General features: G+C 61.6%; 15 protein-coding genes. 7 read left to right on the top strand and 8 right to left on the bottom strand.

The features are described 5' to 3' along the window. Positions 1-31 precede the first annotated feature (31 nt). The gene (locus AB9N64_RS24930) at positions 32-1,126 is read right to left on the bottom strand and encodes a PLP-dependent cysteine synthase family protein (RefSeq protein WP_014717269.1); all 1,095 of its coding nucleotides are present in this window, start codon (positions 1,124-1,126) and stop codon (positions 32-34) included. A 216-nt stretch (positions 1,127-1,342) separates the two neighbouring features. Between AB9N64_RS24930 and nhaA the strand changes: the two genes are divergently transcribed. Beyond that, positions 1,343-2,527 (top strand): Na+/H+ antiporter NhaA, encoded by a 1,185-nt coding sequence (nhaA, locus tag AB9N64_RS24925; RefSeq protein ID WP_019817842.1) that lies wholly within the window; start codon positions 1,343-1,345, stop codon positions 2,525-2,527. A 100-nt stretch (positions 2,528-2,627) separates the two neighbouring features. Here nhaA and AB9N64_RS24920 read toward each other — a convergent pair whose 3' ends face one another. The 6 genes from AB9N64_RS24920 to dinG form a co-directional block, all read right to left on the bottom strand. Beyond that, complete coding sequence (locus AB9N64_RS24920; protein ID WP_003189251.1) at positions 2,628-3,092, bottom strand: glycine zipper 2TM domain-containing protein; 465 nt, start codon at positions 3,090-3,092, stop codon at positions 2,628-2,630. A 265-nt stretch (positions 3,093-3,357) separates the two neighbouring features. After that, a complete protein-coding gene (gene pdxH, locus AB9N64_RS24915; RefSeq protein ID WP_019817843.1) occupies positions 3,358-4,005 on the bottom strand; it encodes a pyridoxamine 5'-phosphate oxidase in 648 nt (215 codons plus the stop codon). Positions 4,006-4,032: 27 nt separating this feature from the next. Continuing rightward, positions 4,033-5,184, bottom strand: coding sequence for an OmpA family protein (locus tag AB9N64_RS24910; protein ID WP_074059124.1), 1,152 nt, complete (start codon positions 5,182-5,184; stop codon positions 4,033-4,035). A 144-nt stretch (positions 5,185-5,328) separates the two neighbouring features. Beyond that, positions 5,329-6,474, bottom strand: coding sequence for a serine hydrolase domain-containing protein (locus AB9N64_RS24905; protein ID WP_371359748.1), 1,146 nt, complete (start codon positions 6,472-6,474; stop codon positions 5,329-5,331). A gap of 82 nt (positions 6,475-6,556) precedes the next feature. Beyond that, positions 6,557-8,854, bottom strand: coding sequence for a beta-galactosidase (locus tag AB9N64_RS24900; RefSeq protein ID WP_058410203.1), 2,298 nt, complete (start codon positions 8,852-8,854; stop codon positions 6,557-6,559). An 88-nt stretch (positions 8,855-8,942) separates the two neighbouring features. After that, complete coding sequence (dinG, locus tag AB9N64_RS24895) at positions 8,943-11,087, bottom strand: ATP-dependent DNA helicase DinG (RefSeq protein ID WP_014717263.1); 2,145 nt, start codon at positions 11,085-11,087, stop codon at positions 8,943-8,945. A gap of 99 nt (positions 11,088-11,186) precedes the next feature. Between dinG and AB9N64_RS24890 the strand changes: the two genes are divergently transcribed. Then, positions 11,187-11,651, top strand: a complete 465-nt coding sequence (locus tag AB9N64_RS24890) for a CopD family protein (RefSeq protein ID WP_019817847.1) — start codon at positions 11,187-11,189, stop codon at positions 11,649-11,651. A 103-nt stretch (positions 11,652-11,754) separates the two neighbouring features. Here AB9N64_RS24890 and AB9N64_RS24885 read toward each other — a convergent pair whose 3' ends face one another. Further along, on the bottom strand, positions 11,755-12,513 hold the full coding sequence (locus tag AB9N64_RS24885; RefSeq protein WP_019817848.1) for a collagen-like protein: 759 nt from the start codon (positions 12,511-12,513) through the stop codon (positions 11,755-11,757). Between the two features lie 179 nt (positions 12,514-12,692). Between AB9N64_RS24885 and AB9N64_RS24880 the strand changes: the two genes are divergently transcribed. From AB9N64_RS24880 to AB9N64_RS24860, 5 genes are all read left to right on the top strand, one after another. Then, positions 12,693-13,190 carry a DUF6231 family protein gene (locus AB9N64_RS24880; protein ID WP_014717260.1) on the top strand — a complete coding sequence of 166 codons (498 nt, stop codon included), beginning with the start codon at positions 12,693-12,695 and terminating at the stop codon, positions 13,188-13,190. 4 nt (positions 13,191-13,194) lie between these two features. Further along, positions 13,195-13,665: a YchJ family protein gene (locus tag AB9N64_RS24875; RefSeq protein WP_003189238.1), complete on the top strand. Its 471-nt coding sequence runs from the start codon at positions 13,195-13,197 to the stop codon at positions 13,663-13,665. A gap of 21 nt (positions 13,666-13,686) precedes the next feature. Beyond that, positions 13,687-14,169: an LEA type 2 family protein gene (locus AB9N64_RS24870; protein WP_032873061.1), complete on the top strand. Its 483-nt coding sequence runs from the start codon at positions 13,687-13,689 to the stop codon at positions 14,167-14,169. Continuing rightward, positions 14,166-14,372, top strand: coding sequence for an SEC-C metal-binding domain-containing protein (locus tag AB9N64_RS24865; RefSeq protein WP_057975615.1), 207 nt, complete (start codon positions 14,166-14,168; stop codon positions 14,370-14,372). The genes AB9N64_RS24870 and AB9N64_RS24865 overlap by 4 nt, the downstream gene beginning before the upstream one ends. A 275-nt stretch (positions 14,373-14,647) precedes the next feature. Next, complete coding sequence (locus AB9N64_RS24860; protein WP_371359747.1) at positions 14,648-17,089, top strand: penicillin acylase family protein; 2,442 nt, start codon at positions 14,648-14,650, stop codon at positions 17,087-17,089. The last annotated feature ends 281 nt before the right edge of the window (positions 17,090-17,370 follow it).

Raw genomic sequence — 17,370 nt, 5'->3', positions numbered from 1 at the left:
GCAAGCCCGCACACAGTTGGATAGTGGGGTGTCAGATATTAGCGCGCAGGATGTTAGCGGGTAGCGCCTCACCGCGTTCGACACTCGCCGCAACCGCCGCGATCAACCCTTCCAGCTCATAGCCCTGCCCCGCCAGCCACGCTTGATCGTAATAGGTCGTGGCATAGCGCTCACCGCCATCGCACAAGATCGCAACGATCGACCCCGACTCCCCCGCCGCTTTCATCTGTTGCGCCGCCATCAGCGCACCGATCAGGTTGGTCCCGCTGGACCCGCCAACCCGTCGCCCCAAACGCTCAGCCAGGTAATGCATGGCCGCCAGGGACACTGCATCCGGCACTTTGACCATGGCGTCAATCACCGCGGGCAGAAACGATGCCTCCACCCGCGGGCGACCAATCCCTTCAATCCGCGAGCCACAGTCCAGGCGCAGGCTGGCGTCACCACTCTGGTAGAAATCGAAAAACACCGAGCGTTCGGCATCGGCACACAGCACCCGGGTGCAATGCTGGCGATAACGCACATAACGGCCCAGGGTCGCGGTGGTGCCGCCGGTGCCAGGGCTGGAAATCAACCAACTCGGCTCCGGGTGCTGCTCAAAGCGCATCTGCTGGAAGATCGACTCGGCAATGTTGTTGTTTGCCCGCCAGTCGGTGGCACGCTCGGCGTAGGTGAACTGGTCCATGAAGTGCCCCCCGCTTTCCTGGGCCAGGCGTTCGGATTCGGCGTAGATCTGCGTCGGGTCCTGGACCAGATGGCTCTTGCCACCGTAGAAGGCAATCTGGGCGATCTTCTCTTGGGACGTGGTCGCGGGCATGACGGCAATAAACGGCAAGCCGAGCAAGCGCGCGAAGTAGGCTTCCGAGATCGCCGTAGAGCCGCTGGACGCTTCAATAACGGGGGCGCCCGGCTTGAGCCAGCCATTGCACAGCGCATACAGGAACAGCGAGCGCGCCAGCCGGTGTTTCAGGCTGCCGGTGGGGTGGCTGGACTCATCCTTGAAGTACAACTCGATGCCTGGCAAACCCGGTAATGGCAGCGGGATCAGGTGGGTATCGGCGCTCCGCTGGAAGTCCGCTTCAATGATACGAATGGCTTCGCGGGCCCAGGTACGGTGGTCGCTCATGGTGGGTTCTCTAAAGGTTTTCAGCGGTGATCTTAGGATGTTTCCCACGCTTCACACAGATACAGTGACGACGCAATTGGACACACAATTGCTAGTCTTTAGCCCACCGATGCCCCGGCCCATCCCTTATAACAAATAAGAATATAACTTTTGTTTTAACAACTAACGGTACGGGTTAGGGTACCCACCTATTGAACCTGGATTGGAGAGCATCCCTTGCCTCTGCGTAGCACTTTCACCCGTTTCTTCCAGCTGGAAGCCGCCAGTGGTCTGTTGTTGATCGCCGCTGCCGCTTTGGCGCTGATTATCAACAACTCACCGTTGTCGCACCTGTACAACGCCTTTCTCGACACGCCGGTGGTGGCTCAGGTTGGCGCGTTGAAAATCGCCAAGCCGGCGCTGCTTTGGATCAACGATGGCTTGATGGCCCTGTTCTTCCTGTTGATCGGCCTGGAGGTCAAGCGTGAGCTGCTCGATGGTCACCTGTCCAAGCCTTCGCAAGTGGTGTTGCCTGGCGCAGCGGCCATCGGCGGCATGGTGGTGCCGGCGCTGATCTACTGGGCGCTGAACAAGGACAACCCGGCCGCCCTCGCTGGCTGGGCGATCCCCATGGCCACCGACATTGCCTTCGCTCTGGGCGTGCTGGCCCTGCTGGGCAAGCGCGTACCGGTGTCACTGAAACTGTTCCTGATGACCCTGGCGATCATTGATGACCTTGGCGCCATCATCGTCATTGCCTTGTTCTATTCCGCTGACTTGTCCACGGCATCCCTAGCGGGCGCGGGGGCGTGCTTGATTGCGCTGATTGCGATGAACCGCCTGGGCGTGATCAAACTGGGGCCGTATATGATCATCGGCCTGATCCTGTGGGTGTGCGTGCTCAAGAGCGGTGTGCATGCGACCTTGGCGGGTGTAACCCTGGCGTTCTGCATTCCACTGCGCACCAAAAATGCCGAAACCTCACCGCTGCTGAGCCTGGAACACGCCCTGCACCCGTGGGTGGCCTACGCCATCCTGCCGCTGTTCGCGTTTGCCAATGCCGGGGTCTCTCTGACAGGTGTCAGCCTGGAGAGCTTCACCCACTCCGTGCCCATGGGCATCGCCGCCGGTCTCTTGATCGGCAAGACCGTCGGTGTGTTCGGCCTCACCTGGCTGGCGATCAAAACCGGCATCGCCTCACTGCCCAGCGGCGCCAACTGGGGTCAGGTAATGGGCGTGGCGATTCTGTGCGGGATCGGCTTCACCATGAGCCTGTTTGTCGGCTCCCTGGCGTTTGTGCCAGGCGCCAGTGAGTTTGCCGGTGAAGATCGCATGGGGATTCTGACCGGGTCGATCCTGGCGGCCTTTATCGGGTATGCGGTGACGGCGATGGCAAGTCGCAAGAAAGCCGTCGTTGCATGATTGAAGTCAGTCAGTTGTAGGAGCGAGCTTGCTCGCTCCTACAAACAAAAACCCCAACCGGTCACCCGGTTGGGGTTTTTCTTCGCCTGAAGCTTAAGGCTTAGCGAGTAACGCGGCTGGTACCGTCGACGGTCATGATGCGTACGCGGTCGCCAATGCGGAAGATTTCATTTTCCTGCACGGCTTGTACGTAAGCACGCATGCTGCCGTCGTCTTCGCGCACGGTGATTTCCACGCCCTGGGTACGGGTCAGGCCTTCTTCAGTGGCCGAGCCCAGCAGGCCGCCCGCAACTGCGCCGATCACAGCAGTGACGATGCTGCCACGGCCGCCACCAATGGCACTGCCGCCAACGCCGCCGATAACTGCACCCGCAGCGCCACCGATTGGGGTCTTGGTGCCTTCAATTTTCACTGGACGCAGGGATTCGATGGTGCCCATGCGAACGGTCTGTACACGACGCGCCTCATCACGAGAGTACGAGTCGCCGGTCAGACTCGAGGCGCAGCCACCCAGCAGCAACGACAGGGTGGTAAAGCAGGCAACTAGTAAAACGGACTTACGCATAGCATCAACTCCAAAGGACAGGTATTCATTAAACGCTGTGGCTTGGCGCGTGTCACGGCGCACCAGGCAGAAACTTGCTTTCATTCAGCCTGAGTACAGACTGCCAGCACCAGAGAACTCGACGAACGGTAACCAAGCCAGGGTACGGAACGATGCCATAACCGGCTCGATCAGTGTAGCCGCACAGCCGAAAGCGTCCGAAGTCTCTTGAACAGAGACTTCGACGCAACGGTGTTGATTCAGGTGGGATGACGAAAGGTGACGCTCAGGGCGCCAGGCGCTCGCGGCACCATTGGCCGTCTTGCAAACGGTAGTTGAGGCGATCATGCAGGCGGCTGGCCCGGCCTTGCCAGAACTCGATGCGCTCAGGCAGTAAACGGTACCCTCCCCAATGCTCGGGGCAATCGGGCTGGGTATCGCTGAAACGCTCTTCAGTGGCCTTGAGCAGCGCCTGCAGCTCTTCGCGATCACGAATGACTTTGCTCTGCGGAGAGGCCCAGGCGCCCAGGCGGCTGCCCAATGGGCGCACCTGATAATAAGCATCCGACTCTTCAGGCGTGACCTTGGCCACGCGCCCTTCAATGCGTACCTGGCGCTCCAGGGTTGGCCAGAAGAAGGTCATGGCCGCAAACGGCCGCGCCGCGAGTTGTTCACCCTTGGCGCTCTGATAGTTGGTGAAGAAGGTAAAGCCCTGTGCATCCAGGCCCTTGAGCAGCAGGATACGGCAGTGCGGGCGACCGTCCTGATCCACCGTCGCCAGCGTCATGGCATTGGCCTCCACTGGCGGCTGTTCGGTTTTCACCGCATCAGCAAACCATTGGTGGAACAACGCAAACGGCTCGTCCGGGGCCTGGGCCTCGCTCAAACCGTCCCGTGTGTAGTCACGGCGCATATCGGCCAGTGCCTGGGTCATGCGGCTTTATCCTTGTGGTTCAACAGCTCAGTTTTTCGCCTGGTCGTTCGAAGCGGGTGCCGCCTTGGCTTTTGCAGTAGCCGGCTTCTTGGCAGCCGGCTTGGCCGCAGCCTTTTTAGCCGCTGGCTTGGCCGCCGCTTTCTTGGCCGTGGCCTTTTTGGCAGGCGCTTTTGCCGCCGGTGCTGGTGCAGGCACATTCTGCACCGCGACCATTTCGGCTACGGGCGGGGTCTTGCCGGAGTTGTACTTGCTCAGCAGTGCCAACATCGTTGTACGCTGAGTGAACATGATTTCCATGCGACGGTTCAGCGCACGCCCCTGATTGCTGTCGTTGGCGGCACGCGGCATAAGGTCGCCCATGCCACGCAGCATCAAGCGATCCTGTTTCAGACCACTCAGGCTGAAAATCGAGGCAATGGACTGCGCACGCTCCTTGCTCAACGCCTGGCTGGCGGGAGCACTGCCAGTGGCATCAACGTGGCCCAGCACCAGTACGGCGGTCTTCGGGTCAGCTTCAACAGCCTTGGCCACCCGCGTGAACGGGCCCAGGGTCACCGGCAGTAACATGGCCGGGCGCTTCGGGTTGTAGGAACCGTCTACCGGAGCAATCACGACCAGGGTGTTGTCACGGCGCTCCAGTTGCAGGTTGCTGTCCTTGATGGCCGCACGCAGGCGTGGTTCGTATTCGTCCAGCCAGGCTTGGGTGACTTTCGGGTCAGGCATTTGTACGTTGGTCACATCGACCTTGGCCAAAGGCTTTGGCTTGCTTTCGAAAGGCCACCACCAGCGCGGCTCGCTATCGGTCTTGGCGACGACAGGCGCTGCGTCCGAGGCCGGCGTTGCCGCCTTGAGGTCGGCTTTCAGGTCAGCCTTGGCGTCGGCGGCTTTTTCTTCGGCGGTCTTGGTGGAAAACGGCCACCAGCTGTAACCGGTGTCGGCTTTGGCGGCCGGGGTAGCGGCAGCAGCGGTGACAGGTTCAACAGGCTTGGCACCGGCGGCCGGCTTGGCGTCGGGTTTGGCATCCGGCTTGGTGTCGGTCTGGGCCACTGGATCCTTGGTTGCAGCTTTGTCAGATCCAAATGACCACCAATGCCCACCTTCGGCATCATTTTGTGGAGTTTGTGCACAACCCGTAATAGTGAGGCACAGCGCCAGTGCCAAAGACTTGTTCGATAACATGAGATATCCACAAAATGAGAAAAAACCAGGGGGGTCGCGGGACCCGTTAAACAGACGCTAAAAGAACATTCAAGTTACAACATGTCGTTCAGCATCTTTTTTATACTTGCCTTTGTAACAAAAAATTGTGAAACAGCAAGGGGTTTATAGACAACCGGCCAATATTCCGACCAACTTCTGGGCCCGCGGGTCCATAAGTACGTAAGGCCCCAGGGTATTAGTCACGAAACCGAAGGCTACATCATGTTCAGGGTCGGCAAACCCGACTGATCCCCCTGCCCCGGGATGCCCGAATGCACGTGGCCCAAGGCCGAACGTGGCATTGGGCAACTGCGGTTGATCCAACATGCAGCCCAGGCCGAAACGGGTTTGGGTCAATAAGGTTTTATCCAGCCCGATACTGTGCTCGCGGGTCAATTGTTCGAGCATGTCGCTTTCCAGCAAACTACCGTCCAACAAACCACTATAAAACCCGGCCAGGCTGCGCGCATTACCGTGGCCATTCGCCGCAGGCTGCTGCATGCGTCGCCATTCGGGCTTATTAGTGCTGGTCAGAATAGACGGTGGGTTGGCAAATGCACGGGTAGTCATCGCCGCAGGCTCGCGCATCATTACTTGAAGTAACCGTTGCGCGGCTTCATCACCGATAGTGCCTTTGCTGCGTGCGATATGGGCGACGCGATAAAACTCTTCATCCGCCAGGCCCACATGGAAGTCCAGCCCCAAGGGGCGTGCCACCCGCGCCACGATCGACTCCCCCGGCCCGCGCCCATCGGCGCGGCGCAACAGTTCGCCAACCAGCCAGCCATAGGTGATCGCTTCATAGCCATGGCCTTGGCCCGGTGTCCACCACGGGGCTTCTGCCGCCAGGGTATCGACCATCAATTGCCAATCGTACAGGGCCTCGGTGGGCAGCATTCCGCGGATGGCGGGCAGCCCGGCCTGGTGGCAGAGCAACTGGCGCAGCGTGATCGCGTCCTTGCCAGCAGCGGCAAACTCCGGCCAGTACTCGGCTACCGGCGCATCGAGCTTGAGCTTGCCTTCGGCCACCAGTTGCAGGGCAGTCACTGCCGTGAAGGTCTTGGTGCAGGAGAACAGGTTGACGATGGTATCGCTGTGCCAGGCCTCGGCACCGTCCTTGTCGGCAGTACCGGCCCACAGGTCGACGACGGTTTGCCCGCCGATCTGGATGCACAGCCCGGCACCACGCTCCTGAGGATCATCGAACAGGGCGGCGAAGGCTTCGCGCACCGCTTCGAACTGCAGCTCGTAATGACCCTGAATCTGCACCTAAGTCCCCTCGGAAAACACCATGAAAATTGGTCGCCATTCTTTCAGCCATTGTGGGTTTTGTGAACCCGTCAACGATGAATCAATGCCCATTCCCAGCATGCCCGCCAGGGTGCCCGGCGCCCTGCCCCGCGCCTTTGCCGTCACGCCCAGGTTTGGCGGCGTCACTCTCACGCGTCGCTTGGGTGGCCTTGGCTTTTTGCGCCTCACGGCCCAACTGGTCGAGCGCGGCCAGGTTGCTCTTGCGCACCGTCTCGACAAAGCCCTGGAAGGGTACATCGGTGATGCCGACCAGGCCGAAATGGCCGTTTTCACCATCCAGCAGACGCCCGGTGACCGGCTGGTCCAGGTACTGGAACCAGTGCACCCCGACAATCGACGGCTCGGCCACCGCCTGCTTGAGGAAGGCAGAGTACGCCGCGCCGCGGTCCTCTTCGCGGGCCAGTTGCGTCACGCCGCCCCAGAACGGGCCGCGGTCGGCGGAGCCAAAGTTGAATTCGGTGATCAGTACCGGTTTGTCCAGCGCACGCAGCGCGGCGAAGTCATAACCGTCCTGGGGTTTCAAGGTGTACATGTTGAAGCTCAGCACGTCGCAATACTGCGCGCACGAAGCGACGGCCTCGGGCGTGCTCACCGCAAAACGGCCGCCCAGCAACAGCTGGTTGGGTGCGTGCCACTTCAGCGAGTCGGAAATGGTCTTGAAGTAAGCATCGGCGAAGGTCTTCTGGAAATACTTGAAGTCGGCTTCGATTTCCGGGTGTTCAGGGCTGGGCATCGGCGGCTCGAAGCCTGGGTCTTCCATCAGTTCCCAACCAGCCAGTTGAATACCCCAGGCTTTGGAAAGGCCCTCTTCATTGCGATATTTATCGCGCAGTTGCTTGAGGAAGGCGCGCTTGGCCGGCACGTCGGTGGTCATGCGCAGGGTGCCGTACGCCAGGGCGTAGCGAGATTTTGCATCCTCGCCAGGACCGGCCCAGGCCAGTTCGTTGTCGGCAAAGAAACCGATCAGCCAAGGATCGTCACGGTGATCGCGTGCGGCAATAGCCACTGCGCGCTCGGTGGCCATGGCAAAGCGCGGGTCGAACGGATCGGGCATACCGCCCCACCAGTCGGTGCCGGTACTGATGCTGGCATAGTCACCGACAATCGACAGCGGCAAGGTGTACGGCACGCGGTCGGCAGTGGCCAGGTCGGGATCGCTCCAGTTGCCGACGGTGTTAAAGCCCCAGGCTTGCAGGCGATCGAGGGTATGGGTCACCCAGCGTGGCTGGTCCAACGCGTCACCGCCGTAAGTGCGTTGCAGGTTGGCGCCGTAGAAATCGTACCAACGCCCTGAGCCAAAGCCGCGACCTTCGCCGGCGCCGTTGCCGGTGCGGCTGTCGTCGCTGCCGTAGTACTTGTCAAAGGGTTCGCCGGCCTTGGGCAGCGCCGCGAACATCCACTCGCGCCCCGCCACGTAGGTCTGGCTGTTGTCCGGCGCCACGGTGTTCACACCCAGGGAGTAGAACGGATGCCCGTCCGGCGTCACCAGGTACCAGCGGCCGTCGCGCTTCTGGGTGCGGAAAAAGCCGCTGGCGTCGAAGGCCGGGCCCTTCTTCCAGCCACCGTATTGATCCAGGGAGGACTTGTCCCGCTCGGCCAGCCAGGTCTTGAGCTGCTGTTGTTCCTTGGCGGCCGATGCCTTGAGTTGCTCGTCGTTGCTGACCTTCTCCGGCCAGCGCGCGCGGTTGGATTGGCCATAGGCATCCACTAGTTCAGTGTAGGCAGCCTTCAATACTGGCTCGCTGTCCTGCACGCCAAAGCGCTCCAGCAGGATACTTTGGGCGGCATTGGGCTTGAGCATCGACAGGGTCACCGAGACCACCTGGCTGCGGTCGATTTCGCCGGCGCTGGCGGCCAGCAATACCCGTTGGCCATCCACCGTCATCGGCATCGGCGGGCCGGCCTTCATGCCCTGGCTCAGGGGAGCGTTGGCTTGCAGCGGGACGAGCAACGTCTGAGCCGGGCCGGCCGGCAGGTCGATGCGGCTGACGAGCGTCTTGCCGTCGGCGCTCTGCACCTTGACGTAAAGGGTCAGCGCCCAGTTCATTGCGCTCTGGATACGCAGGCTCATGGCGCTCGATTGCGACCAATCCCACGTCCCCGTCTGCGGGCTGAGCACCAGGCTCGGCTCGGCCGCTGGGTTGAAGGTGATGCGGCGCAGCACCTCGCCTTCGGGGGTTTGTTCGGCGTTGTATTGCGGCAGGCTGGCGTCCTGGGTCGCCACCTTGACCACATCGGCAGGCCGGACGAAGTTGAACAGCGTTTGTTGCCCCTCGGGCGCCGCCATCAAAGGCGCAGCGAACAGCAGGGCAAAAAGAGCGGGCAGCGTGCGGATCATACGAACAAGGTTCTCCCAAACGGCCGATGACTGGCCTGATGATAGTGATGAGATAGACCACAGAGTGGGCGAATCCGCCCACGGTGGCTTAAGAAATTTCGCGCCTGAACGGCGGCAACGCATTGAGGATCGCCTTGCCATAGCGCTGGGTAACCAGGCGACGGTCGAGCAAGGTGATGGTGCCGCGGTCTTCTTCGGTACGCAGCAGACGCCCGCAGGCCTGCACCAGCTTCAGTGAAGCATCCGGCACCGAGATTTCCATGAACGGGTTGCCGCCCCGGGCTTCGATCCATTCGGCCAGTGCGGCCTCGACCGGGTCGTCCGGCACCGAGAACGGGATTTTGGCGATCACCACGTGTTCGCAGTAGGCACCGGGCAAGTCCACGCCTTCGGCAAAGCTGGCCAGGCCGAACAACACACTGGAATCCCCACCGTCGACCCGCGCTTTGTGCTTGTTCAGGGTTTCCTGCTTGGACAGGTTGCCCTGGATAAACACCTGCTTGCGCCAGTCGCGGTCGAGGCCGTCGAACACGTCCTGCATCTGTTTGCGCGACGAGAACAGCACCAGGGTGCCGCGGGAGCCTTCCACCAACGACGGCAAATCGCGAATGATCGCCGCCGTGTGCGCCGCCGCGTCCCGTGGGTCGGCCTTGAGGTCTGGCACCCGCAGCACGCCGGCGTCAGCGTGATGAAACGGGCTGGGCACCACGGCGGTGACGGCTTTTTTCGGCAGGCCGGCGCGCATGCGGAAGCGGTCAAAGGTGCCCAGGGCCGTCAGCGTGGCCGAGGTTACCAGGCAGCCGTAGGCGACGTTCCACAGGTTGCGGCGCAGCATTTCAGCGGCGAGGATCGGGCTGGCGTTGACCTCGATATCGAACAACGCACCGCTTTCCGACAACGTCAGCCAGCGGGCCATGGGCGGGTTGTCTTCCGGGTCTTCGACGGTAAAGGCGGTCCACAGCTCCCAATTGCCTTGGGAACGAGACAGCAAACTGCCGAACAAGGGATACCACTCTTCGGCCTGGTTGCTGGCGATGCCGATATTGACCTCGCCATCCATGCCTTCCTTGAGCAAGTCCGTCAGGCGGGTGAACAGGTCGGTCAGGCGTGAAAAGCCTTTCTTCAGCTCGATGCCCATTTCGCGCATGTGCTCGGGAATCATCCCGCCGACAAAACGGTGGCGCGGGCGCTCTCGGCCTTCGACGTCTTCACCGGGCTTGAAGTCCGCCACCTGCTCGCAGGCGCTGAACATGAATTGCTGCTGGGTCTTGATCTCGCGCGCCAGCTCCGGCACTTGCTCGATCAACTTGCCCAGGTCGCCGGGTAACGGGTGCTGGGCCAGCAACTTGGTGAGATTCTTGGCAGTGGTTTCCAGCCAGTCGGCCGTGGAACGCAAACGGGTGTAGTGGGCGAAATGGCCAATGGCCTTGTCTGGCAGGTGGTGGCCTTCGTCGAAGACGTAGAGGGTGTCGCGGGGGTCGGGCAGTACCGCACCGCCGCCCAGGGCGAGGTCAGCCAATACCATGTCGTGGTTGGTGACGATGACGTCCACTTTGCCCATGCCTTCGCGCGCCTTGTAGAACGCGCACTGGCCGAAGTTGGGGCAATGGCGGTTGGTGCATTGGCTATGGTCGGTGGTCAGGCGCGCCCAGTCGGAGTCTTCTAGGGCAGTGGGCCAGCTGTCGCGGTCGCCGTCCCATTTGTTGCCGGCCAGCTTCTCGATCATGCTGGTAAACAGCTTCTGGCTGGCCTCATCCACCTCGATCTTGAAGCCTTCTTCTTCGAACAAGGAGGCGGTGGCGGTTTGGGCGTGGCCTTCCTGCAGCAATACGTCGAGCTTGGACAGGCACATGTAGCGGCCACGGCCCTTGGCCAGGGCGAAGGTAAAGCTCAAGCCGCTGTTGCGCATCAGGTCGGGCAAGTCTTTGTAGACGATCTGCTCTTGCAGCGCGACGGTAGCGGTGGCGATCACCAGGCGCTTGCCAGCAGCCTTGGCCGTAGGGATCGCAGCCAGGCTGTAGGCCACCGTCTTGCCGGTACCGGTACCGGCCTCGACGGCCACTACCGCAGGCTCACCCTCGCGGCGGCCTTCGTCGTCGGTGTCGATATCCCCGAGGACTTTTGCCACTTCGGCGATCATCAGGCGTTGGCCGTAGCGCGGTTTCAAGCTCTTGGCTTCGAGAAAACGCGAATAGGCGCCCTGGATCGTGGTTTTGAGTTCAGTGCTGATCATGGATAGTCGGGCGCAAAAAACGCTGGATAAATTTTCAGTGGTTCGGATCGGCCGCTATCATACCCCGCTAATTAATCCCGCGCAGAACGGAGTACCACAATGACCGCGTTTAGCCTCGCTTACACCCTGCATGTACTGGCCGCCTTGATCTGGGTCGGCGGCATGTTTTTCGCCTGGATGATCCTGCGCCCCGCCGCCATGGCGGCGCTTGAGGGCCCTGCCCGGCTCAAGCTATGGGCAAATGTGTTTCAACGTTTTTTTGTATGGGTATGGGTGGCGGTGGTGCTTTTGCCGATCAGCGGCATTGGTTTGCTGCAACTGCGTTTCAGTGGTTTTGAGACCGCGCCGCGTTATGTACAGGTGATGATGGGGTTGTATCTGGTGATGACGGCGTTGTTTATCCGCATCCAGGCGTTGAAGTTCCCGGAGCTGAAGGCAGCGGTGGCGGCTGAGGATTGGCCGGCGGGCGCGGCTGCGCTGGGGCAGATTCGCAGGTTGGTGGGGATTAATTTGATCGTGGGGTTGGTGGTGGTGGCGGTGGCTTCGGCTCGGCCGATGTTCTGAGGCGAGTCTTACAACGCTATCGCGGGCAAGCCCGGCTCCCACACTGGAATGCATTCCAAATGTGGGAGCCGGGCTTGCCCGCGATAGCGTCAGGCCAGGCGACTCAGAGCCGCTGGATAGTCACAGACCCCGCAGGCCCAGCCGGCCCCGGTTGCCCCTCCAACCCTGGCCGGCCCTTTTCGCCGCCGTCCGCGCGGTACACCAGGCAGCCCTTGGATTGCCCGCCCTTGCCGGGTTTACCCGCCACCCCAGCCAGGCCGCCCGGCCCGCCATCGACCCAGACCTTGATCTGTTCAGCCGGGAACGCCTGCGGCAACTCCAGGCGTACCTGGGCGCCCGCCGCCCCTGGCCGGCCATCGCCGCCGTTATCGCCATTAAAGCCGCGCCCGGCTGAGCCCCAGGTGCAACCCGGGTCCACGCCGTTGGCACCGTCCAGGCCCGCATATCCTTGGGCGCCAGCGCCGCCACGGGCATCCACCGACAGCGCTTGGGCAGTCAGCGAGTTAATGCGCAAGGTCAGGTCACGCCCAGCTTTGGCGGGTTTTTCGTGGGTGCCGGGGGCGCCCCGTGAGGTGATCTGGCTACCGTGCTCCAACTGCGCCTCGCGCACTTGCATTTGCAAGGCGGTATTGCCGGGCACAATGGTGATGCGTGCGTCGCGCCCCAAGTGCAGCTCATCCACCGTGACCTGGCTGATAGTGGCCGGAATCAGCAAGGTGCCGTAGTCCGCTACGTCCAGGCGTTCAAGCTGCAACACGCTGGTGCTGCTGGGCAGGCGCATCAAGGAATTGGTTTCGACACTGACGCTCTGGGCCAGGGCAACGGGGCTGACCAACAGGGCCAGCAGAAAAACCTTACGCATCATGGGGCTCCTGAGTGTTTTCAAATTTTTCTTTGAGCGCACAGTAACGACTTCTACCGGCGATTTGCCAGTGAAGGATCAAAAAACTTCAGTTCTGCCTCGGTGGGTATCGACCGTCGCGCTCTAGGCCCACGCGCCTAGCCGCGCTAGTCTCTACGGTCTTGATGCGAGGATCTGCAATGACCGCTGGAATTTCTGCCCGTACGCCCCAACACGCCTTGGCGGCCCTGCTGGACCTTCACAGGCCAAAACGCCTGTTGTTAGTGGGCGCCAGCCAATTTCCGGCGCTGGATGCCTTCAAAGCTGCGCACCCGGACACCGAGGTGTTCTATGCCGCGCCAGGGCCGTTGTCGGAAGACCTCGCGGTGCAGCGTTTTGACCTCGCGCTGGTGGTCGACTGCCTGGAGCACCTGCCCAAACCCCAAGGCCTGACCTTGCTCGGTGGCATTCGTAACCTCAACGCCAGCCGCATTGCGGTGCTGGTCGACCTGAGTGCCTGCGACTGGAAGGACACCGACTTTTTCTCCCTGGCCCTGCAAGCCGGTGAACGCTTCCAACGCGATGATCAGGTACTCACGCTGTTTACCTATGATCTGCTTGACTATAAACAGGTGCCGGACTGGCTCAACGCCCGCTTCTGGGCCAACCCGGAAAACTTCGGAAAGTATTGGTGGTAACCCGATGAGTACATCCATTTGCCCGTGTGGCAGCGGCAATCTGCTGGATGCCTGCTGCGGCCATTATCACGCCGGTCACCCGGCCCCCTGTGCCAGCGCGTTGATGCGCTCGCGCTACAGCGCCTATGTGCTGGGCCTGGTCGATTACCTGGTCGCCACTACGCTGCCTGCGCAACAGGCCGGCCTGGACCGCGACGCCATTGCCGCCTGGAGTGCCCAGAGCACCTGGCTGGGGCTGGAGGTTGAAAGCTCCGAGGTGTTCGGCGGCCAGCCGGAACACGCCTTTGTCACCTTTACCGCGCGCTGGCATGACGCTACCGGTGAACATAGTCACCGCGAGCAGTCTTCTTTCGTACAGAATGAAGGGCGCTGGTACTTCATCGACCCTACGGTAGAAGTGAAGGCCGGACGTAACGATGCCTGTTTGTGTGGCAGTGGGCAGAAATTCAAGAAGTGCTGTTCCAGCTACTTCTAATGACTCGACGGGGATAACGCCATGCTTCGGATGTATAGCTTGATACTGGCGTTGACCCTGGGCCTGACCGGCTGCGCGTCCTGGTTCGAAGACGACGCGCCGCCACCCCACGTTTCCCTGGTCAAGGTCGAAGTGGTACGGGCCAAGCTGCTGGAACAGAAATTCAAGCTGTACTTTCGCGTGGACAACCGCGACGACGCCGACCTGACCGTGCGCGGCCTGGTCTACAAGGTCAGCCTGGGCAACCTGGTATTGACCGAAGGCGAGTCCAACGAGTGGCTGACCGTACCGCCACGCAGTCATAAATTCTTCAAGGTCTCGGTGCGCACCAACCTCTGGCCGCAGGTGCGCGAGGTGGTGCAGATGTTGAAAAATCCCGACGAGCCCGTGCCTTATCGCCTGGAAGGCGAACTGAAAACCGGATTATTCATCGGTAATGACGTGCAGGTGGCACACAATGGCGAGATAATCCCCGGCGATTTTATTCCGGAGCAACATCGATGACACAGCAACCCCATGTCCATGGTCCTGACTGCAACCACGATCACGACCACCATGATCATGATCACGACCACGGCCATGTCCACGGCCCGAACTGCGGCCACGCTCATCAAGAGCCGGTGCGCAATGCGTTGAAGGACGTCGGTCGCAACGATCCTTGCCCGTGCGGCAGCGAGAAAAAATTCAAGAAGTGCCACGGCGCTTAAACCGTACTGAAGATCAAAATGCCGGCGGCCCCCCGCCCCAGCCTTGATCCAAGGTTGCAGGCGATCAAATGTGGCAGCGGGCTTGCTCGCGAACGCGTTCCGTCAGTTGATACAGACACTGACTGATACACTGTTTTTGCGAGCAAGCCCGCTCCCACACAGGTCTGCGCCTGACTCAAGTTCTAATGCTTAACCCAAAACTCCCGCTTGCGTCGTTTCGCCGCGCTCACTAACGTATCGCCTTTACTGACGCTACCCCCCGCAGGAGCTTTGCCATGGCCTCGCCAGCCCTCTTACATTTTCTTCCCCGGTTCGGCGTTGCCGCGGCAGTGGTCAGTGCCTTGGGCCTGGCCGGTTGCCAGCTCCAGAACACCCAGGACACCCTGCCGCCCGTTGCTGGCGTGCAGCCAATCAAGGGCCTGGCACAGAATGTGTCGGTGCGCCGCAATGCCCAAGGCATGCCGCTGATCGAAAGCAACACCTTCCACGACGCACTGTTCAGCCTCGGTTACGTGCACGCCAGCGACCGCATCACCCAGATGGTCACGCTGCGCCTGCTGGCCCAGGGCCGTCTGGCGGAAATGTCGGGGCCGCAAGTGCTGGACGTCGACCGTTTCATGCGGGCGGTCAACCTCAAGAAAAACGCTGGCGAGTTGTACAACGCCTCGTCGCCGCGCCTCAAACGCTTCTTTGAAGTGTATGCCCGAGGCGTCAACGCCTACCTGTTCCGTTATCGCGACAAGTTGCCGACGGACCTGGCCCAGAGCGGCTACAAGCCCGAGTACTGGAAGCCGGAAGATTCGGCGCTGCTGTTCTGCCTGCTCAATTTCAGCCAGTCGAGCAACTTGCAGGAGGAGCTTTCGGCCCTGGTGCTGGCGCAAAAGGTCGGCGTCGACAAACTCGCCTGGCTCACCCCAAGCGCACCGGACGAACCCGTCCCGCTGGCCGAAGCCGACAAGCTCAAAGGCGTCAACCTGAGCCAGATCACCGGCCTCGCCGGGCTAGAGACGGTGGGCCAGCAATTGCGCAGCCTTAATGCCCTGGGCGTCACCACCTCAAGCAACTGGGCCATTGGCCCGCAACGCAGCCGCAGCGGCAAGAGCCTGCTGGCCAACGACATCGCCGCGCAGCCACAAGCACCGTCGCCGTGGAACTACGTGCAGATTCGTGCGCCCAAATACCAGGCTGTCGGTGCTTCGATTGCCGGCCTGCCGACCCTGCTGTCGGGTTTCAACGGCAAGGTCGCGTGGAGCATGAGCGCGGTCAAGGGCGACACCCAGGACCTGTTCCTCGAGAAGGTCAAACGCCAGGGCAACGCGCTTTACTACGAGAACAACGGCAAATGGCTGCCGGCCGGCGTGCGCAACGAAACCTTCTTCATCAAGGGCCAGCGCTCGATTCGCGAAGTGGTGTACGAAACCCGCCACGGCGCCCTGCTCAACAGCAGCCAGGCGCTCACCAGCGGTCTAGGCCTGGCTTTGCAAACCGCCGACTTCAAGGACGACAAGAGCCTGGATGCGTTCTTCGACCTGTCCCGCGCACAAAACGCCGGCAAGGCCTCGGATGCTACCCGCGAGATTCGCGCCATCGCCCTGAACATGATCTTCGCCGACGCCAGCAACATCGGCTGGCAGGTTACCGGCCGCTTCCCCAACCGCCGCGAAGGCGAAGGCCTGCTGCCATCGCCGGGCTGGGACACGCGCTTTGACTGGGACGGCTACGCCGACGCGATGCTGCACCCGTACGACCAGGACCCGGCCCAAGGCTGGATCGGCACCGCCAACCAGCGCACCGCGCCGCGTGGCTACGGTATGCAACTGTCCAACGCCTGGGATGCACCGGAGCGCAGCGAACGCCTGGCGCAACTGGCCAACGCCGGCAAGCATGACAGCCGCAGCCTGATTGCCATGCAATACGACCAGACCACCCTCTTCGCCGCCAAGCTCAAGGGCATGTTCCAGGCACCCGGCATGGCCCAGCCCCTCAAGCAGGCCATCGAGGCCCTGCCGGCAGCGGAGCGTGCCAAGGCCCGCGAAGCACTGGAGCGCCTGATGGCCTTCGATGGTCGGCTGGCAACCACCTCGGCTGACGCGGCGATCTATGAATTGTTCCTGCAGGAAAGCGCCCGGCAGATCTTCCTCGACAAACTCGGCCCGGAAAACAGCGCCAGTTGGAAAGCCTTCGTCAGCAACGCCAGCCTGTCCTACTCGGCCATCGCCGACCATCTGCTGGGACGTGAAGACAGCCCGTTCTGGGATGACACGCGTACACCGCAAAAAGAAGACAAACCCGCGATCCTGGCCCGCACCCTGGCCGCCGCCATCACTACTGGCGACAGCCAACTGGGCGCCGATCACAAGGCCTGGCAGTGGGGCAAGCTGCACAGCACCACATGGAAAAACACCAGCGGCCAGGTCCTCCGCGGCCCCTTTGCCAGCGGTGGCGACCACAACACCTTGAACCCGGCGCCCTATAGCTGGGGCCAGGACTTCAACGCGACCCAGGTGTCGGCGCTGCGCATGATCATCGACTTCGGCCAGGCGGAACCGATGATGGGCCAGGGCGGCATCGGCCAATCCGGCAACCCGGCCAGCCCGAACTATGTCAGCGGCATCGACCCGTCGTTGAAGGCGCAATACCTGAGCTTTCCGATGCAGCCGCAGAACTTTGAAAAGGTGTATGGCAAGACAAGGTTGACCCTGACGCCCGGTAAGTAACCGGGCTTCCTTGACGAAACCGGATAACGCTGTGTGGCTTGCTGCGATAGCAGCCGACGGTAACCACGATGCGAAGCGAGTCGCTCTTGATCTGCTTTTGATTTTGATCTTAAGCGCCCCGTCAAACCACGCTGGCCGGAATTCGACAGGGATTTGGGGGGTAAACCGGCAGGGATGCCGGTTTAGCCGCCCCGCGCCATGGATGGCGCGTGGCGGCGGCCCCCCAAATCACTGGCGGATTACGGGCACACCGAGCCCAAGCGAGGTGCCGAGTGGTGGGG

The sequence above is a fragment of the Pseudomonas sp. KT_2_4 genome (assembly GCF_041410225.1).
Lineage (GTDB): Bacteria > Pseudomonadota > Gammaproteobacteria > Pseudomonadales > Pseudomonadaceae > Aquipseudomonas > Aquipseudomonas paracarnis.
This window is presented reverse-complemented; position numbering and strand designations above follow the sequence as displayed.

Bases quoted from the DNA above. Each gene is read 5' to 3' on its own strand.
- AB9N64_RS24930 (WP_014717269.1), bottom strand. From the start codon at position 1,126: ATGAGCGACCACCGTACCTGGGCCCGCGAAGCCATTCGTATCATTGAA.
- AB9N64_RS24920 (WP_003189251.1), bottom strand. From the start codon at position 3,092: ATGCGTAAGTCCGTTTTACTAGTTGCCTGCTTTACCACCCTGTCGTTG.
- pdxH (WP_019817843.1), bottom strand. From the start codon at position 4,005: ATGACCCAGGCACTGGCCGATATGCGCCGTGACTACACACGGGACGGT.
- AB9N64_RS24910 (WP_074059124.1), bottom strand. From the start codon at position 5,184: ATGTTATCGAACAAGTCTTTGGCACTGGCGCTGTGCCTCACTATTACG.
- AB9N64_RS24900 (WP_058410203.1), bottom strand. From the start codon at position 8,854: ATGATCCGCACGCTGCCCGCTCTTTTTGCCCTGCTGTTCGCTGCGCCT.
- dinG (WP_014717263.1), bottom strand. From the start codon at position 11,087: ATGATCAGCACTGAACTCAAAACCACGATCCAGGGCGCCTATTCGCGT.
- AB9N64_RS24890 (WP_019817847.1), top strand. From the start codon at position 11,187: ATGACCGCGTTTAGCCTCGCTTACACCCTGCATGTACTGGCCGCCTTG.
- AB9N64_RS24885 (WP_019817848.1), bottom strand. From the start codon at position 12,513: ATGCGTAAGGTTTTTCTGCTGGCCCTGTTGGTCAGCCCCGTTGCCCTG.
- AB9N64_RS24880 (WP_014717260.1), top strand. From the start codon at position 12,693: ATGACCGCTGGAATTTCTGCCCGTACGCCCCAACACGCCTTGGCGGCC.
- AB9N64_RS24875 (WP_003189238.1), top strand. From the start codon at position 13,195: ATGAGTACATCCATTTGCCCGTGTGGCAGCGGCAATCTGCTGGATGCC.
- AB9N64_RS24870 (WP_032873061.1), top strand. From the start codon at position 13,687: ATGCTTCGGATGTATAGCTTGATACTGGCGTTGACCCTGGGCCTGACC.
- AB9N64_RS24865 (WP_057975615.1), top strand. From the start codon at position 14,166: ATGACACAGCAACCCCATGTCCATGGTCCTGACTGCAACCACGATCAC.
- AB9N64_RS24860 (WP_371359747.1), top strand. From the start codon at position 14,648: ATGGCCTCGCCAGCCCTCTTACATTTTCTTCCCCGGTTCGGCGTTGCC.